Source organism: Peptoclostridium sp., from assembly GCF_009881055.1.
Taxonomy (GTDB): domain Bacteria; phylum Bacillota; class Clostridia; order Peptostreptococcales; family Peptostreptococcaceae; genus Peptoclostridium_A.
Genome location: NZ_WXFG01000020.1, coordinates 83,195 through 106,604, shown reverse-complemented (window position 1 = coordinate 106,604; position 23,410 = coordinate 83,195). Strand labels below are relative to the sequence as shown.

22 protein-coding genes and 2 riboswitches are annotated in these 23,410 nt (G+C 42.1%); of the genes, 11 read left to right on the top strand and 11 right to left on the bottom strand.

The features are described 5' to 3' along the window. Positions 1-47: 47 nt before the first annotated feature. Both GT589_RS04955 and GT589_RS04950 read left to right on the top strand, forming a co-directional pair. The gene (locus GT589_RS04955; RefSeq protein ID WP_293396886.1) at positions 48-4,334 is read left to right on the top strand and encodes a 2-hydroxyacyl-CoA dehydratase; all 4,287 of its coding nucleotides are present in this window, start codon (positions 48-50) and stop codon (positions 4,332-4,334) included. Between the two features lie 130 nt (positions 4,335-4,464). Next, positions 4,465-5,847, top strand: a complete 1,383-nt coding sequence (locus GT589_RS04950; RefSeq protein ID WP_293396883.1) for an MATE family efflux transporter — start codon at positions 4,465-4,467, stop codon at positions 5,845-5,847. A 16-nt stretch (positions 5,848-5,863) separates the two neighbouring features. On the opposite strand, the gene GT589_RS04945 is transcribed toward GT589_RS04950, so the two are convergent. The 5 genes from GT589_RS04945 to GT589_RS04925 form a co-directional block, all read right to left on the bottom strand. After that, positions 5,864-6,001: a hypothetical protein gene (locus GT589_RS04945; protein WP_293396880.1), complete on the bottom strand. Its 138-nt coding sequence runs from the start codon at positions 5,999-6,001 to the stop codon at positions 5,864-5,866. Positions 6,002-6,025: 24 nt separating this feature from the next. Beyond that, the gene (locus GT589_RS04940) at positions 6,026-6,157 is read right to left on the bottom strand and encodes a hypothetical protein (RefSeq protein WP_293396877.1); all 132 of its coding nucleotides are present in this window, start codon (positions 6,155-6,157) and stop codon (positions 6,026-6,028) included. Positions 6,158-6,422: 265 nt separating this feature from the next. Beyond that, entirely contained in the window at positions 6,423-6,560 is a 138-nt protein-coding gene (locus GT589_RS04935) for a hypothetical protein (RefSeq protein WP_293396874.1), read from the bottom strand. A gap of 115 nt (positions 6,561-6,675) precedes the next feature. Then, a riboswitch (glycine riboswitch) is annotated at positions 6,676-6,763 on the bottom strand. A 283-nt stretch (positions 6,764-7,046) separates the two neighbouring features. After that, the gene (locus GT589_RS04930) at positions 7,047-7,604 is read right to left on the bottom strand and encodes a CD3073 family putative ECF transporter S component (RefSeq protein WP_293396871.1); all 558 of its coding nucleotides are present in this window, start codon (positions 7,602-7,604) and stop codon (positions 7,047-7,049) included. A 117-nt stretch (positions 7,605-7,721) separates the two neighbouring features. Next, positions 7,722-8,645 (bottom strand): TIGR01212 family radical SAM protein, encoded by a 924-nt coding sequence (locus tag GT589_RS04925; RefSeq protein WP_293396868.1) that lies wholly within the window; start codon positions 8,643-8,645, stop codon positions 7,722-7,724. A 277-nt stretch (positions 8,646-8,922) separates the two neighbouring features. On the opposite strand from GT589_RS04925, the gene GT589_RS04920 reads away from it, so the two are divergent. From GT589_RS04920 to GT589_RS04910, 3 genes are read left to right on the top strand one after another with little or no spacing between them, the layout of a single operon-like run. After that, entirely contained in the window at positions 8,923-9,432 is a 510-nt protein-coding gene (locus tag GT589_RS04920; RefSeq protein ID WP_293396865.1) for an NADH-quinone oxidoreductase subunit NuoE family protein, read from the top strand. Positions 9,433-9,480: 48 nt separating this feature from the next. After that, positions 9,481-11,277, top strand: coding sequence for an NADH-quinone oxidoreductase subunit NuoF (gene nuoF / locus GT589_RS04915; RefSeq protein WP_293396862.1), 1,797 nt, complete (start codon positions 9,481-9,483; stop codon positions 11,275-11,277). Positions 11,278-11,288: 11 nt separating this feature from the next. After that, the gene (locus GT589_RS04910; RefSeq protein WP_293396859.1) at positions 11,289-13,037 is read left to right on the top strand and encodes an NADH-dependent [FeFe] hydrogenase, group A6; all 1,749 of its coding nucleotides are present in this window, start codon (positions 11,289-11,291) and stop codon (positions 13,035-13,037) included. A gap of 98 nt (positions 13,038-13,135) precedes the next feature. Here GT589_RS04910 and GT589_RS04905 read toward each other — a convergent pair whose 3' ends face one another. Both GT589_RS04905 and GT589_RS04900 read right to left on the bottom strand, forming a co-directional pair. After that, positions 13,136-13,828 carry an LrgB family protein gene (locus tag GT589_RS04905; RefSeq protein ID WP_293396856.1) on the bottom strand — a complete coding sequence of 231 codons (693 nt, stop codon included), beginning with the start codon at positions 13,826-13,828 and terminating at the stop codon, positions 13,136-13,138. Then, positions 13,816-14,175: a CidA/LrgA family protein gene (locus GT589_RS04900; protein WP_293396853.1), complete on the bottom strand. Its 360-nt coding sequence runs from the start codon at positions 14,173-14,175 to the stop codon at positions 13,816-13,818. Before GT589_RS04900 ends, GT589_RS04905 begins: the two co-directional genes overlap by 13 nt. Before the next feature lie 181 nt (positions 14,176-14,356). On the opposite strand from GT589_RS04900, the gene GT589_RS04895 reads away from it, so the two are divergent. Then, positions 14,357-15,106 (top strand): PrsW family intramembrane metalloprotease, encoded by a 750-nt coding sequence (locus tag GT589_RS04895; protein WP_293396851.1) that lies wholly within the window; start codon positions 14,357-14,359, stop codon positions 15,104-15,106. Between the two features lie 522 nt (positions 15,107-15,628). Here the strand turns inward: GT589_RS04895 and GT589_RS04890 are convergent. Genes GT589_RS04890 through GT589_RS04880 form a run of 3 tightly spaced genes read right to left on the bottom strand, consistent with a single transcriptional unit; the run spans position 15,629 to position 18,323 of the window. Then, a complete protein-coding gene (locus GT589_RS04890) occupies positions 15,629-16,444 on the bottom strand; it encodes a lipoate--protein ligase family protein (RefSeq protein WP_293396848.1) in 816 nt (271 codons plus the stop codon). Between the two features lie 50 nt (positions 16,445-16,494). After that, positions 16,495-17,448, bottom strand: a complete 954-nt coding sequence (locus GT589_RS04885; protein WP_293396845.1) for a radical SAM protein — start codon at positions 17,446-17,448, stop codon at positions 16,495-16,497. After that, positions 17,445-18,323 carry a radical SAM protein gene (locus tag GT589_RS04880; RefSeq protein ID WP_293396842.1) on the bottom strand — a complete coding sequence of 293 codons (879 nt, stop codon included), beginning with the start codon at positions 18,321-18,323 and terminating at the stop codon, positions 17,445-17,447. Before GT589_RS04880 ends, GT589_RS04885 begins: the two co-directional genes overlap by 4 nt. Positions 18,324-18,448: 125 nt before the next feature. Continuing rightward, positions 18,449-18,551: riboswitch (glycine riboswitch) on the bottom strand. Between the two features lie 275 nt (positions 18,552-18,826). Here GT589_RS04880 and bcp point away from each other — a divergent pair. Both bcp and GT589_RS04870 read left to right on the top strand, forming a co-directional pair. Next, the gene (gene bcp, locus GT589_RS04875; protein WP_293396839.1) at positions 18,827-19,306 is read left to right on the top strand and encodes a thioredoxin-dependent thiol peroxidase; all 480 of its coding nucleotides are present in this window, start codon (positions 18,827-18,829) and stop codon (positions 19,304-19,306) included. An 8-nt stretch (positions 19,307-19,314) separates the two neighbouring features. Further along, positions 19,315-20,526, top strand: coding sequence for a 6-phosphofructokinase (locus tag GT589_RS04870; protein ID WP_293396836.1), 1,212 nt, complete (start codon positions 19,315-19,317; stop codon positions 20,524-20,526). Positions 20,527-20,596: 70 nt separating this feature from the next. Here GT589_RS04870 and GT589_RS04865 read toward each other — a convergent pair whose 3' ends face one another. Next, the gene (locus tag GT589_RS04865) at positions 20,597-21,061 is read right to left on the bottom strand and encodes a hypothetical protein (RefSeq protein ID WP_293396833.1); all 465 of its coding nucleotides are present in this window, start codon (positions 21,059-21,061) and stop codon (positions 20,597-20,599) included. A 174-nt stretch (positions 21,062-21,235) separates the two neighbouring features. On the opposite strand from GT589_RS04865, the gene GT589_RS04860 reads away from it, so the two are divergent. From GT589_RS04860 to GT589_RS04850, 3 genes are read left to right on the top strand one after another with little or no spacing between them, the layout of a single operon-like run. Beyond that, complete coding sequence (locus GT589_RS04860; protein ID WP_293396830.1) at positions 21,236-22,066, top strand: hypothetical protein; 831 nt, start codon at positions 21,236-21,238, stop codon at positions 22,064-22,066. Beyond that, entirely contained in the window at positions 22,059-22,586 is a 528-nt protein-coding gene (lepB, locus tag GT589_RS04855) for a signal peptidase I (RefSeq protein ID WP_293396827.1), read from the top strand. Before GT589_RS04860 ends, lepB begins: the two co-directional genes overlap by 8 nt. Before the next feature lie 8 nt (positions 22,587-22,594). Continuing rightward, positions 22,595-23,374, top strand: a complete 780-nt coding sequence (locus tag GT589_RS04850; protein ID WP_293396824.1) for a sugar phosphate isomerase/epimerase family protein — start codon at positions 22,595-22,597, stop codon at positions 23,372-23,374. Positions 23,375-23,410: the final 36 nt, after the last annotated feature.

The following is a 23,410-nucleotide window of genomic DNA, read 5'->3' as shown; positions in this document are numbered from 1 at the left end:
TTATTCGTAGCCTGGAGGTGAAATTCAGCCGCAAGGCTGAAGTCTCTATGAGAAGAATACTTAATGTCGGAGTAGATATAGGATCAACAACAGTCAAGATGGTTATGCTGGACCAGATGGGAACAGTTGTCTTTAGCAGTTACAAAAGGCACTTGGCTGACATAAGGAATACGTTGACAGGAATGTTAAATGAAGCATATCAATTGTTGGGCAATAAAACAATAACAATAGCAATGACAGGCTCGGGAGGGATGCGCGCTGCGCAAGCCGTGAATGTCGCATTTGTACAAGAGGTGATAGCTTCGACAAAATCGGTTGAGGCTATCATTCCTTATGCAGATGTTTCCATAGAGCTTGGTGGGGAAGATGCGAAGATTACATATTTTGAAAATCAGGTAGAGCAGCGAATGAATGGGGTATGCGCAGGAGGAACAGGAGCGTTTATAGATCAGATGGCAGCCCTGCTGAAAACAGACGCGCTTGGTCTTAATGAATTATCATCCAGAAGCTCAAATTCATACAGCATAGCAGCAAGATGCGGCGTATTTGCAAAAACAGACATACAGGCTCTTATGAATGACGGAGCAAGGAAGGAAGATGTAGCGGCATCAGTTTTCAATGCTGTAGCTGAACAAACTATAACGAGTCTTTCTTGTGGAAAACGAATAAAAGGCAATATAGTCCTCCTAGGGGGGCCTTTTCATTTTCTGCCGGAACTTTCAAGAGCTTTTGAAAAGACACTGGGAGATTGTGTGAGCAGTATTACTGTACCTGATAATTCTAACCTGTTTGTGGCTATGGGAGCCGCACTGCTTTCAAAGAATGAAAAACCAGTTAGTTTTATAGAAATAAAGCATGCGCTGCAAAAGGCATGGAGCTTTGAATCTGAAGAACTTAGGTCTTTGCCGGCTCTTTTTGCGGGGGAGAAGGAGCGTAGGGATTTCAAAAGCAGACATTATACACAAGCAGCATCTGAGACGATTTCCAAGGATATTAGGGGAGACTGCTATCTGGGAATTGACTCCGGATCAACGACAACAAAGGTAGTTCTAATTGACAGGAATTCAAGGATTGTATATTCATATTACGGGAACAATCAGGGAACGCCTCTGGATACGGTGAAAAAAGTGATGTCCAGAATATATGAATGTTTCGGAACAGAAATAAATATAATAGGCTCAGCAGTCACAGGCTACGGCGAAAAACTAATACAAAGCGCCTTCAAACTGGATATTGGAGAGGTTGAAACTGTTGCCCACTTCAAAGCTGCATCACATTTTGAGCCTGATGTCGACACAATAATAGACATCGGTGGCCAAGACATGAAATGTATTAGAATAAAAAACAAGGCTGTAGACAGCATAATGCTAAATGAGGCCTGTTCCTCAGGTTGTGGATCTTTCTTGGAGACATTTGCGAAATCGCTTGATATGACCATGGAAGAGTTTGTGAATGCGGCCCTTATGTCCAAGTCTCCGGTAGATCTTGGTTCAAGGTGCACTGTATTCATGAATTCGAGGGTGAAACAGGCACAAAAGGAAGGCGCAAGCGTTGGCGATATTTGTGCGGGGCTTTGTTATGCTGTCGTCAAAAATGCGCTCTACAAGGTTATAAAACTTAAAGATGCTGACTGTTTGGGCAAAAATGTAGTGGTACAGGGAGGCACATTCTACAATGACGCTGTGGTAAGGTGTTTTGAGATACTGACAGGGAAAAAAGTGATCCGGCCTTCAATTTCAGGAATGATGGGAGCGTTCGGTGCAGCACTGATTGCAAGGGAGAAATGCTTTGCTAAATCGGAATCCAAAATGATAAAGCTTGAAAAAATTCAGGATTTTACTGTAGACATAAAGGCAAAAAAATGTCGCGGATGCACAAATAGCTGCATGTTGACGATAAACAGATTTTCTGATAGCAAGATATACATATCTGGCAACAGATGCGAAAAGGGATTGGGCGAAGAAGCAAATTCGGAAACATGCCTAAATGTGTTCAGGTCAAAGTATGAACGAATTTTTGCATATGCCCCAAAGCGGGAAGAAGACGCCAAATACGGTGTAATAGGCATTCCCCGGGTTTTGAACATGTATGAAAATTATCCGTTCTGGTTCACATTCTTCAGCGAACTTGGTTTCAGCGTCAGGCTTTCGAAGGACTCTTCAAGGGAAACCTACAAGCTTGGAATGGATACAATAGCGTCAGAAACGGCATGCTATCCCGCAAAACTGGTTCATGGACACATCGAGCAGCTGCTAAATGACGGTGTGAAGCGCATTTTCTATCCCTGTATAATGCACGAGGTGAGAGAACGCTCCTCTGCTGAAAACACTTACAACTGTCCGATGGTGACGTCCTATCCTGAGCTTGTAAAAATCAACATAGACGGACTCTCGGACGAAGGAGTGGTTTTCATGAATCCTTTCGTTCCGTATGATGATAAGAAAAGGCTGGCAAATGTCATGCACGAAGAGCTTCGCCATATGGGAATCAAGTATCGAGAGGTTAAAAGGGCAATATTGAAAGCGGAAGCTGAGGACAATCTGGTGAAAGACGACATAAGGGAAATGGGCAAAAGGGTCCTTGCATATATGGAAAGGACAGGAAAGAAAGGGCTTGTCCTTGCCGGCAGGCCATATCACATTGATCCTGAAATAAACCGCGGAATAGACAAGATAATAACGTCGCTCGGCATGGCAGTGCTTACTGAGGACTCGGTTGCACATCTTGCAGATGACAATATACAACTGACTGTAGTTGACCAGTGGATGTATCACTCAAGACTCTACAGGGCTGCATCATATGTCGCATCAAGAGATGATCTTGAACTAGTGCAGCTAAACTCCTTTGGCTGCGGAATTGATGCTATAACCTCCGACCAGGTGGAGCAAATACTGAAAAGTTCGGGGAAGCTATTCACTCTCCTTAAAATCGACGAAGTTATAAATACTGGAGCTGTCAGGATAAGACTCAGGTCACTTAGTGCGGCTATGAGTGAGCGAGACGGCCTGTCCAGATGCATAAAAGGGGAAGATGCCCGCATTATCAAAACTCCTGAATTTACTAAAGAAATGAAATTGTCGCATACTATACTTTGCCCTCAAATGTCACCTGTGCATTTTAGTTTCGTAGAGGCCGCATTCAAAAGTGAAGGCTACAGGCTCGAGGTCCTCAAGAATATGGAATACAAAATTGTTGAGAAGGGCTTAAAGTATGTCAATAACGACGCATGTTATCCGTCTTTGATAGTTATAGGGCAGCTTATTGATGCCCTGGATTCGGGGAAATACGATATTGATACGACCGCGGTCGTTATATCTCAAACAGGCGGAGGCTGCAGGGCAACCAACTATATTGCACTTTTGAAAAAAGCCCTCTCAGATGCTGGCTATCCTGATACGCCGGTAATATCCTTGAATGCAATTGGCATGGAAAAACAGTCTGGATTCAAGATAACTCCGTCGCTTGTAGAGAGGCTTGCATATGGATTAATGTATGCCGATTTGCTTTCAAGTCTTGTTCTCAGAACAAGGCCCTATGAAAAAATCGCAGGGACTTCAAATTCACTATATGAAAAATGGCTATGTGCATGTACTAAGGCTGGAGCCATGTCGAAGTTCAAGGAATTTAAAAACAACATAAGGTCGATGGTGCGAGATTTTGAAACCGTTGAAATATATGACAAGAAAATTCCTCGTGTTGGCGTAGTAGGCGAGATACTAGTGAATTATCATCCGTTGGCAAACAATAATCTGGTGGAGCTGCTGGAAAAGGAGGGAGCCGAGGCTGTTCTCCCGAATCTGACGGACTTTGTGCTCTACAGTCTGTATAATGGCATTTACAGGAGCCGCAGACTGTCGGGGAACATAATGACTGGAATCAAGGCAAGTGCCGCCATAAGCGTTATAGAAGCTGCTAGAGACCACATTAGAATATGCCTTAAAGGCAGCAAAAGATTTGACATGCCATTGGACATACACAGCATAGCCAGAAAGGCATCTGGAATTATATCGCTGGGCAACCAGACAGGTGAAGGCTGGCTGCTTACAGGTGAAATAGTGAAGTTTGTCGAGTCGGGCGTGAAAAACATACTGTGCCTCCAGCCATTCGGCTGCCTGCCTAACCATATTGTGGGAAAAGGTGTCATGAAAGAACTTAAAAAACGATATTCGACCCTTAACATATGCGCAGTTGATTATGATCCTGGAGCAAGTGAGGTGAATCAGCTCAACCGAATAAAGCTAATGCTTTCTAATGCAATTAGCACAAACGCCGTTAAAGAGTGCAGCGTAATGCCAAGGAGAAAAGGTCCTCGCTGCATGCGAATAAGTCTGTAGCAAAAATGCCGCCTGCCAAAAATTATATTTGGTAGGCGGCATTTTTGTATTTGGCATGCCAGATAATTTCCAATGGTGTATAATAGCATAGTACACTAGCTTATACATGCCAGAGAAGGGAGAATTTGATTTGATAGCCAGTTTTGCCGAAAAAATGCAAATACTTATGATAGACAAAGAATTCTATAAAACTATGCTTAAAATATCAATACCAATAATAATACAAAGCTTTGTAGCTTCTTCGCTCAATATGATAGATACGATAATGATAGGACGTCTTGGTGAGACTCCTCTGGCTGCTGTAGGGATTGCCAATCAGTATTTTTTTCTGTTTAACCTTACCGTGATAGGCATATGCAGCGGCTGCGGAGTGTTCATATCACAGTTTTGGGGCAAAAAAGACATTAGAAACATAAGAAGGACTCACGGACTGAGCCTTTTATTTGTAACCATGGCGGCTGTATTATTTACGCTGCCGGCACTCATAATTCCTGACAAGATTATCACGGTGTTCAACATAGACAGCTCAGTAATCGAACTTGGTGCGAAATATCTGTTGATTGTGGTAGTCAGCTACATTTTTACCGGGATAACATTTGCATACAGTTTCTCGCTAAGAAGCACAGAAAACGCTATTCCGCCGATGATTGTAAGCACTGTGGCTCTTTTGCTTAATACAGTGCTTAACTATGGACTTATTTTCGGAAATCTGGGATTGCCGCAATTGGGAGTTGCAGGAGCTGCCATAGCAACGGTTATAGCCAGGCTTGCAGAGAGCATTTTCATTGTGGCATATGTATACGCCAAAAATGGTCCGCTCGCCGGCAGATTAGGAGAGCTTGTGGATATAGATTCCAAATTCATGGGCAAGGTAATACACATTATAATGAATGTAGTTCTCAATGAAGCGTGCTGGGGGTTTGGATTCGTAGCCTATTCGGTTGTGTATGGCAGGATTGGCACACAGGCTATTGCTGCGGTTCAAATATGCAACACCATCCAGAACATATTCATGGTGGTGATATTTGGCATGGCGAGCGCTTCTGCTGTGATGATAGGAAACTGCATAGGCGCAGGTGAGGAAGAAAAGGCCAGGAACAATGCTTACAGATTCACTGCACTCGGAACGGCTGTAGGACTCATAATAGCTGTCCTGCTTGCGCTGGCTGCCCCTTTTATAGTTTCTTTTTTCAATGTTTCCGGCAGCGTTGCAAGGGATTCTTTATGGATGCTCTATATAACAGCGGGTTCCCTGATTGTAAGAGTATTCAACATAATAATGATAGTGGGGGTTCTAAGAGGAGGAGGAGACACGAAGTTCTCTCTTCTGACCGAGGCGTTTACTATGTGGTTTATAGGGGTGACAACTGCAGTTATAGGGGCTTTTCTCCTGCGACTTCCTGTTTATTGGGTGTATGCACTTGTAATATTAGAAGAAATAGTTAAATTTGCCATAGTGCTCTACAGGTTGATTTCAAACAGATGGGTAAAAAACATTGTGCATAACATATAAGCAAAAAAGCGGCATATTATGCCGCTTTTTTGCTAGCTGATTTAATGCTGCTTGTTTCCATACTAAGGTGTGGCAACATTGCAGGAGATATTACCGATGAAAAAAGTCCTACGAGAATTGTTGCAAGAGCCATTGTGAGTGTTATTTCAATCATTTTATTTCCTCCTTAAATTTAATATTACGCTGATTTTTTGTCGCTTACAGCGCTTGTTTTTTGGGGTTTGCTGGAGATTGCAAGAGCGATTAAAACAGATGAAAAACCTCCGACGAGAAAAAATGATAAAAGCATTGCAGTGCTTGTTTCTCCCATGTTTTAGCCTCCTTTTTGATTTGATGAAAATTTTAAATTTAGGCTGAATTTATGAATGTGAATTAGATTGGATTATAGTGCCAATAATTGAGTGTTTTGTAGTATGATAAGTATTCTGTAAATTCAGTATATTAATGGGTTTCAAAAAGAATCAAAAAGGAGTAGTTTCTACAATAAAAAAATTAAAAATATTTATGATTTCAATGACATGAGTGATGATAATAAGTGTTTTTAATATTTGCTGTGGTTAATAATTAGAATATGTTTAAGCAGCCTTATTGATGCTTGATAGAACTGCACCTTGCTCCATTCTTACATTAGGTACTACCATAGGTGCGATTATGTCCGAGAAAACTCCTACAAGAAATGTTGAAAAAACTAATGAAAATACTATACTAATCATTGACAATTCCTCCTTTGGAAATTTAGGTTTTTTATATTTGTTTGGTTAGTCAAGTTTGGTTTTGAACAACATAAAAAGACAGAGGGTAAACAAGCATATAATAAGTCTCAGTGCTTGCTTTCCCCCTGTCTTTTTATCTGAAAGATTCCCGATAACGGTTGCTTCTTCGATGCCTTATAAAAGGTCTCTCCAGGGATGTGTCTGGTTATTGTACTGTACCTGAAAGATTCACATCAAATAGCAGCATATTTGATGTTTGCTCCTGCGGTTATCCTCGAGGGATATCTTCAATAACCTTCATTCACCTATATTTAATTGTAAACACCAATTTGTTGCTCACAAAATCTAAACTTGATTTAATTAAATATTAATATATTGAAAAGATAAAATCAATGAAAATTCATTCATAAATCAACCGATTTCATAAAAAATATTTTAAAAAATTCCTATAATCATGAGATTATAGGAATTTGGTCACTTCTTATATTATCTTATGCCAAGCTTTTTTTTCATATCATACGGAATCCTTGTAATTAGGAAAGCCACAAGTATGCAACTGCCTATCTTGTCTATGAAGTTGCTCGAAATCCTAGGTATGAATGCGGCAGTGAATATGCTTTGGCCAGATTTCAGAAGCCATGCGAAGATTATATCCTGGCCGCCTCCAGTTAGTCCGCCATATATCCATACTGCTATAGGTGTGCCAATTAGAGGGGCTACTACAGATAAAATAATTCCGACAAATATTGATTTTTTGAAGCCAAACTCCCCTTTTTTTGCGGCTATACCTACTATTAAACCTATTGCTATGTTTACAAGCGCAAACGGAATATCCTTCGGATTTGTAAGGAGTCCTTGTATGACGTTTGTAAGACCGCCAGTGAACATTCCGTATACAGGACCCAGCGTAGCGGCAACAAAGATAGTGCCTATGGTGTCAAGAAACAGAAATGGTATTTTTGCCATAGACACCATTGTTCCAAGCACAAGGTTGAGAACTATACCCATTGCTGCAAAAATCATTGAGAAGCTTTTGTTGTGCATAAATATATACCTCCTGATAATATTATTGGGCAAATAAATTCTATTACATATCAGGAGTAAAAGCCAATTGCATTTATTTATCAATATTTGGGCATGAATAGAAGCTTCTTATGCAAATTATCCGGTGTAACATTTTCCCTGCCAGGAATCCCTTCTTTTAAGCTCGATGTCTATCCCGTTGAGCACACTGCGCTTATTGAGGCTCCACAGTGGGGAGAACAGGGTATCCTTGCTGCCATCACCTGTGACTCTGTGAACTACTATATTGGGATTTAAAATCTCAAGCGAGTCTGTGACAAGGCTGATGTATTCCTCTTTTGAAAGCACATTAAAAGGATGTGCATTGTAGTAATCAAAAAGATCGCTATTTTTCAGTATGTGCAGCAGATGCAGTTTTATGCCGTAGGGGTTGAGCCCGGATACGTATCGTACTGATTCTAGCATTTTTGAGCGGTCTTCGCCCGGGAGGCCGAGTATGATATGTACAACGATCTTTATACCGGATGCCTTGAGCTTTGCAAAGACTTTTTCGAACTGTTCAAGTGCGTAGCCTCTTCTTATGAGTCCGGCCGTATCTTCATGTACAGTCTGAAGACCCAGCTCAAGCCAGAGGAATGTTTTTTTGTTTATCCTTGAGAGAAGCTCAAGGACATCTTCGCCTAGGCAATCAGGTCTTGTTGCGATGGCTAGGCCGACAACTTCCGGGAATGAAAGTGCCGTTTCATATTTTTCTTCCAGGTCGTCTATGCTTGAGTAGGTGTTTGTGAAATTTTGAAAGTATGCAATGTACTTGCCGCTAGGCCATTTTGGATGCAGCAACTCAATCTGTTGAGCAAGCTGATTTTTTATCGGCATTGCCCGGTCGCCTGCGAATTCCCCCGAACCTGAATCGCTGCAAAAAAGGCAGCCGTTGTTTCCAAGAGTTCCGTCCCTGTTGGGGCATGTGAAGCCGCCGTCTACAGACAGCTTCATTATCTTGCAGCCAAAATGGCTTCTAAGGTCGAAGTTCAGGGTATGATATCGCTTGTCATTCCAGAGCATAAAGTCCTCCTGCTTAATTGAATACCATCATTATAACATAAGCGGCAAAGGATGATGTATCCAAGTGTCGGCCCTCCAGTGTGAGAGTGAAACAGATAATAAAAACCTAACAAAAAAATAAACTTTGCGCATATTTATTTAAATTAAAATTGATTTATTATTCACAGCACAGGGTATATCATCAAAAGAGTAACAATAAGCGGGTTGAATTAATAACAATTTGCTCGACTTGTTGAGAAACAAAAATAACCTGTGAGGATTTAGAAGGGAGATGTCTATGGAAAAGTCTAATATCCATGAACAAACTACTAGTGTTAAGGATTTGCCTCAGGATCTGTTTCTAGAATTACGCAAATATATAGACGGGCTTGAGGACAAGAAAGGTTCTCTTATCAACATACTTCACAAGGCTCAGGAGATTTTTGGATTCCTTCCAAGGGAAGTTCAACTTTTCATAGCTAAAGAGCTTGGAATACCAGGAGCTCAGGTTTTTGGGGTGGTAAGTTTCTACTCGTATTTTACAACAAAACCGACAGGAAAAAATACTATAAGCCTTTGCATGGGTACGGCATGCTTTGTCAAAGGAGCAGACAAGGTAAAATTCAAAATAGAAGAGAAGCTAGGTGTTAAATTCGGAGAGACTACACCAGACGGGCTTTTTACGCTTAGGGATGTAAGGTGCGTAGGTGCATGCGGACTTGCGCCTGTAGTGCTTGTGAATGAAAAGGTGTATGGCAATGTAACTGAAGCCGACGTTGAAAGAATACTAAGCGATTATCAGGAATAGCTTTTACCTTCAATATGTGAATCAACTTATATTTTGGGGAGGGATCCAATGAGTACTAATGCGAGAAAGATATTGGTTTGTGCAGGAACAGGCTGTATCTCATCAGACAGTGAAAAAATAATAAAAAACCTTGAGGTTTTAATTAAACATCATGGACAGGATGAGAATGTAAAGGTTGTAAAGACAGGCTGCTTTGGATTTTGCGGACAGGGCCCGGTAGTAAAGGTTGAGCCTGACAATGTATTCTATGTAAAGGTAAGTCCCAAGGACGCCAAGGATATAGTCGAGCAGCATATAATAGGTGGGGAGCTTGTTGAAAGAATTCTTTTCGTGGATCCACTAACCAACGAAAAGATACACGAGTATGAGAACATGGCGTTCTATGCAAAGCAGCACCGTGTAGCCCTTAGAAACTGCGGTGAGATAGGGCCGGAGCACATCGAAGACTATCTTGAGAAAAGAGGCTATGAAGCTCTCAGGAAATGTCTCACAGAGTATTCAAGGGATGAAGTCATAAATATTATAAAAGAGAGCGGACTCAGAGGCAGAGGAGGCGGAGGATTCCCGACAGGCATAAAATGGGAGCTTACCAAGAAGTCAAGAGACGGCGAAACGAAGTATATAATATGTAATGCTGACGAAGGCGACCCGGGAGCATTCATGGACAGGTCGATACTTGAGGGCGATGCCCACAGCGTTATAGAGGCTATGGCAATAGGTGCCTACGCAATAGGTGCACAGCACGGAGTCGTCTATATAAGGGCTGAATATCCGCTTGCTATAAACAGGCTCAAGATTGCCATGAAGCAGGCTGAGGAGAAAGGCTTCCTGGGCAAGAATATTTTTGGAACAGGCTTTAATTTTGACATTGAGATAAGATACGGTGCTGGAGCTTTCGTATGCGGCGAGGAGACTGCTCTTATTCACTCTGTTGAAGGACACAGAGGAGAGCCGACAGTTAAGCCTCCGTTCCCGTCAGAGTCGGGGCTAAAAGGTCAGCCTACCTGCGTTAATAACGTTGAAACCCTTGCAAACGTGCCGGCAATAATACTAAATGGTGCAAAGTGGTTTGCAGCTATGGGAACTGAAAAGAGCAAGGGTACAAAGGTATTTGCACTTGCTGGAAAGATTAACAACATAGGCCTTGTTGAGGTTCCAATGGGCACCACCCTAAGAGAGATAGTGTATGACATAGGGGGAGGAATACTGGGCGGCCATAAGTTCAAGGCGGTGCAGACAGGAGGACCATCAGGAGGAGTAATAACCGAAGCAGACCTGGATACACCTATAGACTATGAAAGCTTAAAGAGCATAGGATCAATGATGGGCTCCGGCGGTATGATAGTCATGGACGAGACCGACTGCATGGTCAATATAGCAAAGTTCTATCTTGAATTCACGCAGGACGAGTCATGCGGAAAATGTACACCATGCAGAGTTGGCACGAAGAGAATGTATGAAATTCTAGACAGAATAACTAAGGGTCAGGGCAAGCCTGAAGATATAGACAATCTTCTGGAGCTGGGCGAGATGATAAAGAGCTCTGCACTTTGCGGACTAGGCCAGACTGCTCCTAATCCAGTGCTTAGCACAATCAAATATTTCAGAGATGAATATGAAGACCATATAAATAAACAGTACTGCAAGACAGGCAAGTGCAAGGATCTTGTGAAATATGCCATAGATCCCGAGAAATGCATAGGCTGTACAGCCTGTGCCAGAGTTTGTCCTGTGGGATGTATTGCAGGCGAGGTTAAAAAGGTGCATGTAATTGACCAGGAAAAATGCATTAAGTGTGGAGCATGTTTTGATGCCTGCAAGTTCGATGCTGTAGTGAAACCATAGGGAGGGATTATATGTCAGCAAATAAGGTCAGCTTAACTATAAATGGACAGGATGTGGTTGTGGACAAGGGAACTACAATACTGGATGCCGCTAAACAGGTGAATGTCCACATACCGACTCTTTGCTTTATGGATCTTGGAGAACTAAAATTCATAAATAAATCTGCTTCCTGCCGTGTATGCGTTGTAGAGGTGCAGGGAAGACCAAACCTGGTTCCCTCATGTTCTGCAGCGGTAGAGGAAGGAATGGTTGTGAGGACGGACACTATAAGAGCTATAAAGGCGAGAAGAACGGCCGTAGAGCTGCTTTTGTCAAACCACCCTAACGAATGCTTTACGTGTCCTAAAAATATGGAGTGCGATCTTCAGGCACTTGCCCATGAGCTAGGAGTAAGGGAAATCAAGTGGGAAGGCGAGAAGATGAACTACGAAAAGGATACGTCTTCAGGAGCAATAGTCAAGGATCCAAACAAGTGCATAATGTGCAGAAGATGCGAGACAATGTGCAACGATATACAAACATGCGGTATATTGTCGGGAATAAGCAGGGGATTCGATTCATTCGTTGGTCCAGCCTTCAACATACCGATGAACGAATCTTCATGCACATACTGCGGACAGTGCGTGGCTGTATGTCCTACGGCTTCGCTTACTGAAGTCAACCATACGCCAAAGGTTTGGGATGCTCTTAATGACCCGAACAAACACGTAATAGTACAGGTTGCGCCTGCTATACGTGTTGCCATAGGCGAAATGTTCGGAATGGATCCGGGAACTATAGCGACAGGCAAGCTTGCTGCAGCGCTTAGGAGAATGGGCTTTGATGCAGTATATGATACTGACTTTGCAGCAGACCTTACTATAATGGAAGAGGCTTCAGAGTTCGTGCACAGGATAAAGCACGGCGGAACGCTTCCGCTGCTTACAAGCTGCTGTCCTGCATGGGTTCAGTTCATAGAGCATCAATTCCCTGACATGCTCGATATACCTTCTTCATGCAAGTCTCCTCACATAATGTTTGGCGCTATAGCAAAGACATACTATGCTGAAAAGATGGGAATAGATCCGGAAAAGATAGTAGTAGTATCTGTAATGCCTTGTATAGCCAAGAAGGCCGAGTCCAAGAGGCCGGAGCTTTCTCATGATGAGTATGCAAACGTAGATATAGTTGTTACAACTCGTGAGATAGCAGCTATGATGAAAGAATGCGGTATCGACTTCCCAAGTCTTGAGGATGAAGATTTTGACAGGGTCATGGGAGAAAGCACCGGAGCTTCTGTAATATTCGGAACGACCGGAGGCGTTATAGAAGCTGCGGTAAGAACAGCTTACGAATGGCTCACAGGCGAAGAGCTCAAGGAGGTCGAATTCACGCAGCTTAGAGGTCTTGAAGGAATAAGACAGGGAACTGTTAAGATAGGCGATATGGATGTAAACATTGGAATAGCCCATGGACTTGGAAATGCAAGAAAGCTGCTAGAATGCATAAGAGACGGCCATTGCAACTTCCAGGCAATAGAAATAATGGCCTGCCCTGGCGGATGTGTCGGCGGAGGCGGACAGCCGTACCACCACGGTCACATGGAGATAATTAAAAAGCGTCAGGATGCAATATACCAGGAAGACAGAAACAAGACAAAGAGAAAGTCGCATGAGAATGAAGAAATTTTAAAGCTCTATGAAGAATATCTTGGCGAGCCTTACAGCGAAAAAGCTCATCACCTGCTCCACACTCACTATTCACCAAAGGAAAGAATATAATAGCGTTAAAGCAAGACACAAAATCAAAAAGATGCCAATTGGCATCTTTTTGATTTTGTTCGCAACACACATGATAATTCTTGCTGAAAGCTTATTGCCTATAGCAAAAATTTGAGAAGCAAGGGGGTTATTAGCACAGTCACTATCCCCGCTATTCCTATTGCAAGTCCACCCATGGCTCCCTCAACTTCGCCCATTTCTATGGCTTTAGTAGTCCCAAGAGCGTGTGCGGAAGTGCCTATGGCTATTCCCTTAGCAACAGGATTTTTTATTCGAAACAGACTACATATGTAGGGGGCTGCTATATAGCCTGTGTTGCCGGCTATCACTATTGAAATCACTGTAAGAGAAGGCAATCCGCCGATTTGTTTCGACAACTCTATGCCTATTGGAGTTGTAATTGATTTTGGAATTAGCGAAAGCAGCAGCAGCTCGTCTATACCAAGCAGCCTGGAGAATAATACAACGCTTATTATCGATGCCACACTCCCAACTAATATTCCAGTAATTATGGCAACAGAATTTGATTTAAGCAGCTTCATCTGATTGTATAGAGGAACTGCCAGGACTACTGTGGCAGGCCCGAGAAAGAAGGAAATAAAGCCAGCTCCCTTGTTGTAGTTTTCTATATCAATATTGAAATAGAGGAGAATGAAAATTACAAGTGAAGTTCCAACAAGCAAAGGGTTGAAAAAAGGCGATTTTGTTTTTTTAAAAACGATACTTCCGGCTTCAAATGCAAGCAGAGACAATGTAATCCCGAAAAGAGGACTTGCTATTAGCGATTCCATATTTTGTCCCTCCTTTGAACAAGCTGAACTGTAATTCCCGTAAGAATCATAACCAGCAATGTTGAAACTATTGTGATGCCTATAACCTGAATCCATGTTTCACTTAATATCTCAAAGCAGGAAATTATGCCCACGCTGGCAGGTATGAAGAAAAATGAAAGATGCGACAAAAGAAAGTTGGACACATCCCTTATCATAGAAACTTCAATTATTTTGAAGTAAAGTGCGCCAAAAAGCAAGAGCATCCCCAGAACGTTGCCTGGAATTGGTATTGGGGTTAGCCTGTTAATGAGTTCTCCTGCAAACAAAAATGAAAGTATTATTCCAGACTGTCTTAAAAGCTTCAAATTATTCACTTCCTTTCAATGAATTAAAAATCGGCGCAACACCATAATATTATACTATCAATGCAAATAAATTTCAAAGAAGTGGTAGGTTGCATCTTGCTGGAATTGTTTGTAAATATATTAGATGAGCTGAAAAATGGGTAAAGATTCTATGAATATCAAATTTTGAAGGGGGGTGCCCATGGATATCAGGATTTGGATTATAGCTGTAATTCCAGGTGTTGTACTTGCGGTGGCTGTATATATGTTGGACAAGTATGAGCGCGAGCCGGTTTCCATGCTTTTGAAGATTTTTATGTTGGGCGCTCTGTCGGTGATTCCAGTAATTGCAGTGGAAAATTTTCTTCTCGGTATGAATATATTTTCCGGTGCCATGGCTGCATTCTATACATCATTCATAGTGGCAGGATTCACGGAGGAGTTTTTCAAAAGAGAGGTTGTGCTCAGATGGGCATTCGATGATGTACATTTTCATGAAAAACTCGACGGAATAGTCTTTTGTGTATTTGCAGCTCTTGGATTTGCAACTGTCGAGAACATAAGCTATGTGGTGTTCAGATTCGATGCCAATGTATATGTTGGGATTATGAGGGGCATACTGTCTGTGCCGGCACACATGCTTTTTGCAATAACCATGGGATATTATCTTTCGCTTGCAAAATGCTGTAAAAGTTGCAGCTATGAGGAGCGACTGGGCTACCTTAGAAAATCGCTTTTTGTTCCCATGATACTGCACGGAACATTTAATTTCATACTCATGCTGGGAGTGGAAAAGTATCTGCTTGTATTCATGCTTTATGTGGGATACCTGTGGAAGGTCAACATCAAGAGAATCAGGGAGTATACACTTGATTCGAAGCTCAACCATACGCACCCTGTGGCATCAGAATCACATGAATCTGTTAGAATGGGGGATGAAGACGACGAATAAGCTGATAAAAACAGTTCGAGTGCTGAAATGCTGTTAAAGAAAAAATCAAAAATAATTTTAAAATAATTATAAAAAAATGTTTGAAAGATTGAGATGAAGGTATATATAAAATAAGAAGAATTAAAATATTCTTCTTGATTAAAGGAATGGTGAGACAGTAGTTGCAAGAAAGACTCTTTACAATTAAATGCAAAGAGCAAAGGTTCAAAATCAGAAGCATTGCAACAACCATCATCCAAACATCTCAAGCTTAAAGAACTTGAGATGAAGCAACAAGATTCAAGATTCAAAAAGATATACAGCTTCAAAGTAATACCGAGATATCTTAAAAAAGAAATATGAGTTTTAAGATATTCTCAGAATATCTAAAGGCAAGGTGTTAAATGAACAAAAGAGATTCAATAAGCTGTCAGATCCATTCCTAAGAGCCGGATAATCAATTAAAGAATTGGTTGTTCGGCTCTAATACTTTTTGAATATTTATAGCATGACAAAAAAAGACACCTTTACGGTGTCTAATGTCTATCTTCTGAATGTCCACTCATCTCTTGAATATTTTGTTTCAGCCAGAATTTTTGCAAGCTCAAGCTCTTCTGATGTGAGTTCCACGGTTTCGATGTCTAAACCGAGTGCATCTGAGAAGCCTTCGTAAAAAGCCTTAAAAAGAGTTTCATCTGGAAGAGTCGAGCCGGTAATATGCCTGATGCTTGTGGCTTTATCTGTGAATGATGACTTTATTCTATCCTTGAGCCTTTCATTGTCCATCTTTATAGTGCAGAATAGTTTTTCGGTATCCAAGTCGTTGAGTATGGAGCCATGCTGAAGAAGCACGCCTTGCTGTCGCACCTGAGAGCTTCCGACAATTTTTTTGCCGTCAACTGTAAGCTCGTATGTCGAAGGGGCATCAAAGCATGCTGATGAAGTGTAGTCTCCGCTTCGCATTTTTACGACTGGCGAAAGCTGCGCATCTATGCCCAGGTTAGAAAACCCTAGAAGCAGCCCCTGCGAAAGAAGCTTGTAGGATTCAGTTACAGTTTTTGGTATCATAGATAAGCTTTCATCAACTATTATGCTGTATGTCAGCTCGTCGTCATGAAGCACAGCTCTGCCGCCACTTAGTCTTCTGACTACTCCAATGCCTGCTTTCTGGCATTGCTCGAAGTCCACTTCCTTGCTGGATTTTTGAAAATATCCAAGCGATACTGTTGCAGGATCCCATTTGTAGAACCTGAGTGTTGGAGGGACCATGCCCTTTGAATGGTATGTCAGTATGGCTTCATCTATTGCCATGTTCATAGCACCGCAGCTGTAGCCGGTATTTATGAATCTCCACTTCATAAAATTACATCTCCTTTGTCGAGTCTGTATCAGAAATGTCAATGTTTATATTATATGTCCAGCCCTGATTCTGCAATGGCTCTTGCGAGCTCGTCAGAATTAAGAGCCCGAGGGTAGTTGTATATGGTTCCGCCTGGCCTTTCATTATAATATGGCCTGTTGCAGCCGTCACATCCGGCTGTTTCGAAAGCCTTTCCGCTTGACAGTGCGCTGGCGATTTCGCTCTTTGGCAGATTTATGCCAGTTAGCCGTCCATCTTCGAAATTGAGGTTGTCGACTGCTATTATTGAATGCTTGAGCAGATAGTTTGCAATCTGGACTCTCCTGTAGCAGCCGATGTCTGGGGGGGATTGCTTTTCAAGCTTTGTGCCTCTTACTGGGGTGAATGCGAAAAGACCTACAGAAACATCCAAGTTGTACATCTCGCTGATAAGCTTAAGAGCCTGCTCCTCTGTCTCACCCAGGCCTATTATTATGTGAGTAGAAATCTGTCCTGGGAACAAAGTTATACATTGTCTTATCAGCTTTAACTTTTCATCAAAGCTGGAGCCTTTTATTTGAGTGTGCAAGTCGGCATTTGCCGCATCAAGAGCGATGCTGACTCTAGAAGCACCGGCTTCAATCAGTTCTCTCGCATTATCCACGCTTGGCACATTAAGCGAAACGCTAAGCGGCATGCCGACTTCATTTTTTATCCTGGCGGCAAGTGATTTTGCCCTGTCGAATGAGCCGTTGCAGAGAGTGAATTGAATGCACGCCCGTTTCATGGCTCCAGAAGCCTTGGCACTTTTGAGCCTGTTTACCACGTCGTCTTCGTCATATTCAGGCCATACAATTCTTGAAAGGTGAGACCCGTCATCCTTGCTGTCCCTTGCCTGTGGGCAGAAGCCGCAGTTGTTTGAACATTTTTCTCCGTTTAGCAAATATGCCGTCGTCGGATCGGCATCAGCCTTTATTTCTCGTAGCCCAAGTACATGAGCTGTTCCTGCAGATACTCTTATCATAGCACACAGCACTCCCTTCCATATTTAACTTCAAGTCCGCATTTTTGAGCTTCTTCAACTGCCGGTCTTGTAGGATTTACAAGCTTGTTTACTCCACAAAGCACAGCAAGCTGGTCTATTTGAGCTCTTATCTTGCCTTTGGGTCTCATGCAGCCCAAGTGTATCGGTATGTCTGGAAACTCAATTCTTGCAGTGGCAAGTACCTTTGCAACATCCTCAGGAGAGGGTGCCGGTTTGTCGGCGTATCTTGTGCCTGGAGTCGGTATGAAGACAATAAAGACTAGGGAGTCTGCACCAAGCTCCTTGAGCTTTTTGATAGCATCTATCTCGCCCTGCAGTTTGCCGCCGTATAGGCCTATGCAGATATGAGGAACGACCCTGACATGCTTTTTGAGGTTCAAATAGGTGTCTATATAGTCCTCAGGCTTTAATCCGAGCCCATAAACCTGCTGTATGGTTTCTTTGTCTGTTAGGAAGTCAAAAGAAACACAGTCGGCAAAGCTTGCCACCTTTCGTATTTGCTCTTCGCTGATAAGTCCAACGTGGGCATTTATTTTGATGGAATTCTCTTTAAGTTCATCTATTAGGGGCTTGTGAGCGGCTATGTCCACCTTGCCCATTTCGTCGCATCCGCCACTGATTAACAGGCTTGAATAGTCGGAAATTCTGTTTACATCCGATATAGGAGTCATGTTTTTGAGATAGTGGCCTCCGCAATGCGCACAGTTGAGTATGCACTTGTTGCCTGTAACACTTACAGTCCTGGTCTGGTCGGGTACGTCAAACTCGATTGTGTCCGGAAAATTGCTCTTTCTTATGTTCCAGGCGGTTTGAACTAGTGAGGCTACGGTTTTGTCGTTTATATTTACGCTCATATTAAAACCTCATTTCAAAAGAATATTTTTAAGAATAAAAAAAGAAACATAGTGGCATGATAATAGTAAGAAGCCATTATATTTCTCTGTAGATTCAAAGGATTGTCTTTGAATTTTCAGAGCTCCATCAAAAAACGGTTCTTATGCCTGAAAGTTTCTATAAAAGGCTGGCACCATTTATATTGCATCTTCGGCTATTCCGTATGGAATATCTCCCGCTTTTGTCATATGGAACTGTGCATGTTGAATTTGTCTGCCATATAGCAATATGGCTTTAATAAAATAATATAATGATATTTTTTCATAATCAAGCATAAATAAAAGTTTAACTAAATCGCAGAGATTAACACCCGCAAAGGCAATACTCCTCAGTATTGTTAAGAGTAGGACTTGCATACAATTTTTTAATGATTAGTGATACGCAAGTGTTGGTAAAAATTAAAATAAGGCTCCGCTTATGTTATAAATATCGGTGACCGATTAAAAAGCGAAAGGGGGACAATATGAAAAAAAAGACATTTGAAATAAAGAAAGCTCCGGAATTTGAATTGCCCGATTCGGCTGGGAACATAATCAGGCTCGAAGACTTCAAGGGAAGATATGTGGTGCTTTATTTCTACCCAAAGGACAATACGCCGGGCTGCACTCTTGAGGCCATAGGTTTTAGGGACTTGAAGGATGAATTTGAAAAGTTGGGGGCGGTTGTAATAGGAGTGAGCAAGGACAGCTCGAAGTCACATGAGAAGTTTATTCAAAAGCATGAGCTCAACTTTATACTCCTCAGTGACGAGGAGGGGGAATTGCTCAAGCTGTATGATGTGCTCAAACCCAAAAAGATGTTTGGGAAAGAATATCTGGGAATAGAAAGATCGACCTTCGTCATAGACAAGAATGGAGATATAGTGAAGGAATACAGAAAAGTCAAGGCTCCGGGGCATGCAGAGGCTGTGCTTGAATATGTAGGGGAAATAAGCAAAGGTTAGGTGATTATATGTCATTGAATGGCAATGTTGTGGTCGCACAGGGCGGAGGCCCTACAGCTGTTATAAACGAGTCTTTGGTGGGCGTGGTGCTCGAATCTAGAAAATTTGCGCAGGTGAACCGTGTATATGGAGCATTAGGGGGCGTGAGGGGAATAGTAAATGAGGATTTTCTGGACCTTACGCAGGAGACTACACATAATCTTGAGGAGGTCGCAAAAACCCCGTCGTCTGCGCTTCTTTCAACGAGGGACAAGCCTGATGAGAAGTACTGCAGGGAGATATTTGAGGTTTTCAAGGCCCACAATGTCAGGTATTTTTTCTACATAGGAGGGAACGATTCTGTAGGTACTGTGGACATAGTCAACAGGCATGCAAAGACTTCAGGGTATGATTTCCGGGCCATACACATACCCAAGACAATAGACAATGACATAGTGCTCACAGACCATACACCTGGTTTCGGGTCGGCCGCGAAATTTGTAGCCCAGTCATTCATAGGTCTTAATCTGGACAACAGGGCCCTTCCGGGCATACACATAGGAGTGGTGATGGGAAGAAACTCCGGATTCCTGACGGCTTCCTCGGTTCTGGCAAAAAAGTATCCTGACGACGGGCCTCATCTAATATACATGCCCGAGAGGAATTTTTGCATTGACGGTTTTATACGTGACGTTAGGCAGGCGTATGAAAGGTATGGCAGATGCCTGGTTGCTGTCTCTGAAGGGATAGCAGATGAAAATGGTGTGCCAATAGCCCAAAAGCTTGGGAGCACCGAAAGGGATGCGCACGGCAATCTCCTTCTTTCACAGGCAGACCTCGGAGAACTTCTTGTGGGACACATTAAAAGAACGATCAAAACGGAAAGAGTAAGATCAGATACATTTGGGTATCTGCAAAGGTCGTTTGGACTTTGCATATCGGAGGTGGATCAGTATGAGGCCAGGGAAGCAGGGGAAAAGGCGGCTCAGTTTTCCATATGGCATGACAGGGACGGCTCCATTTCGCTAAGCAGAATAGGTGACTACGCCATAGACTACAAGCTCCAGAGGCTCGAGGATGTTGCCAACAGGACAAAGGTTATGAGTGACAATTTCATAAGCGGCACAGGAAACCACGTTACAGAGGAGTTTAAAAACTATATTAGGCCGCTTGTCGGCTCAGGTCTTAGGGATGGACAAAGGCTCATAGCTCCTCCTGTAGAAAAGCTACTAAGACTATAATATAAAATAAAATGCAGCTTCCGCTGTTTTGGAAGCTGCATTTTATTTTATATTATAGTCTTGATTAAATTTATTTTGTAAGAACAGCAATTATGCCGTCGAGTGACTCACCCTTTTTAAGCGTGTATGTCCCAGTTTTAAGCTTGTTTTCAAGCTGTTTTGAAATGATTTGTTCGAGGAAATCCTCTTTTGAATCTATAAGCCCTGTTTGCTCCAATGCTATGGCTATTTGCTCACAGGAAGAGCCCTGCTTAATTTGGAACGTGACTTCTTCGGAAACATGTTTTTCTTCATTATCTGATGTGTCTTCAGAGGAGGTTTCTTTTGAAGTTGCATCTTCAGATGAATCTTCCTTTTGTGAATCATCAGCGCTTGAGGTGGCCACTGCAGTCTTGTCTGATGCAGATTTGAAGCCTTCCGAAGGCTCGAACCAGTTATAAAGCTGCCAGCCTATCACCGCAACCATTACAAAAACTATTATAAGGCCAAGAACTGTGTCGCTGTACTCGTATATTATATCTTTGATTTTATCCATATTGCCAGACCTCCTTATTCCTAACTAAAGAATATCAAGATAGCATTAAAAATTCAACTTAATTTTTGCATGCATTGCGGCATAAAAACTTTGAACAATGTTTGGCTTCATGTTATCATCTATAATGTAATATAACCTACATAATTAGGCTTATTCGAAGCAGGGGGAAATGCAGTGGGAAGCGTTGATTTAAAAAGCGAATTTGTAATAGAAAAATTTCTGGACAGATATGACTACGACGGCATAGAGGAAATACTAAGGGACAATGGAATCGAAGATGGGGATCTGGTGACGCTAGTTAGTGCCTGCAAGTATCTTGTGTGTTTTGACTTTAAGACCTCCGCAAAAAGACTTGAATCCATAAAGTCCATCGAAATAAAAAACAGGCCTGAAATAAAGGATATGAAGGAGCATTTGCTCAATCTGCTTGAAGGAGAACCTGTGGCTATATTTTCCGAGCTCATAGGGAGTCTCCAGATACAGTGCTCAAAAGAAGAGTACATAGATTATCTTGGCAGGGTATACAGGCTCAAGGAGGCGCTTATGAAATATCTTTTCATAAGCAAAAATAATGGCAATAGCAAAAGGCAGATATCCATGACTGTTCATGTGCCTACAAAATATGACATCATGAGCACACTCAGAAAGAAATATAAAATATATACAGGAAGCCTCAGCGGAGGAATAAGCGAATACCTCAATATGACACGGGGTAAAAGCAGGAGTATAAGAGAGGCGCTTTCCATACTTAACGCCAAAAATATGGAGGGACTTATAAAGCTCAGACATGAGTGTCCTGTCGGACACGGATTCAGGGGCGTAAGCAGGGAGGACATAGAAGCTATATATGGAGACCCTTCAGAGGTTGTGGAGGATTTTGTAAAGGCATGCAGGATTTTGGATTTGAATGTCAATGTAGACAGGCATGATAATATAAACAGGCTTATATTGGAGATGCTGGCCAAGTATGTACAAAAAAAGGGAGATGTAGACAAGCATGAGTGATTTGAAAAAGGAAATAATAGACTGGATTAAGACGATAGCCATTTCATTAATTATTGCATTTGTAATAACATCGTTTGTGAGGCCTACGCTCGTAAAGGGCTTTTCAATGTTTCCGACGCTGGAAGAAAATGACTATTTAATTATAAACAGGGTTGCATACAGCGGAGAATATCCAAGTAGAGGAGACATAGTCGTTTTCAAATCAGATCTTCTTCAGGAAAACGGCAAGAAAAAAGATCTTGTAAAAAGGATAATTGCAGTTCCTGGAGATAGGATAGCAGTATCCGAGGGACAGGTGTACCTCAACGGAAAACTGCTCAAAGAAGATTACATCAACGGCGATTATACTGATGGCAGTGTCGACATAGAGGTTCCTGAAGGTTATGTGTTTGCGATGGGAGACAACAGGCCAAACAGTATGGACAGCAGAGATTCGAGAGTCGGAGTCGTACCTGTAGACCACATAATAGGAAAAGTGATAATAAGACTATTCCCATTTGATAAAATCAAAACTTTTTAGGACAGGCCATGAGACTTGGAATAAGCGCATTAGCTGGTGAAATTGAAAATGCCGTTCGCACATGTGTGGAAAAGGGCTTGAACCACATTGAAATCGGAATTGACAATATTGAAGACTGGGAACATGTAAGCAATGAAGTTGACAACATAGTAAATGCCGGTATATCGCTTGGGGTTCATCTTCCAATGGAGTTGAACCCCTGCGAGCGGGTTAATGAAATTAGAGCGTGCTGGGAGCGATTCGTACTTTCGAATGTGCAAATCGGGCGCCAGTTCGGTGTAAGATACTACAATATGCACTTGGGATATGCGCTCGAGAGGACAGCCTTTTGTAAGCGGGAAGTCCTTCTTGAAAATGCGCGCAGTTTTCTATCCGGAATTTGCAATAAGCTTGACAGCGAAACGATTACGCTTGAAAACTCATATTCAAATGGCGGGGATCTGGTCAATCTTGGCACCAGGACGTCCGATTTTGATAAGGCGCTGGAGTCAATCAAGTCGGAAAAAATCGGGTTCTGTTTTGATACGGGACATAATCTTATATGTGAAGACGAATACCTGCAGTATTTGGGTAGCATAACAAGAGTTGTGCATCTTAGCGGGAATGACGGAGTAAGGGATTTGCATCTTGGAATTTCAAGAGAGAATGGAATTGGCGACGAGTTGCTCGCAGAATTGCTGGGACTGCAGAGAGCCGAGTATTACGTTCTTGAAATGGACGCCTCGTATTATAAATCAAGCATTTCCAAGATAAATGAATTAGTTGGAAGGCAATTCAAGGTGGAGTGATATTCTGCCTTGTTTTTATTACTAAAATTTGCAAAA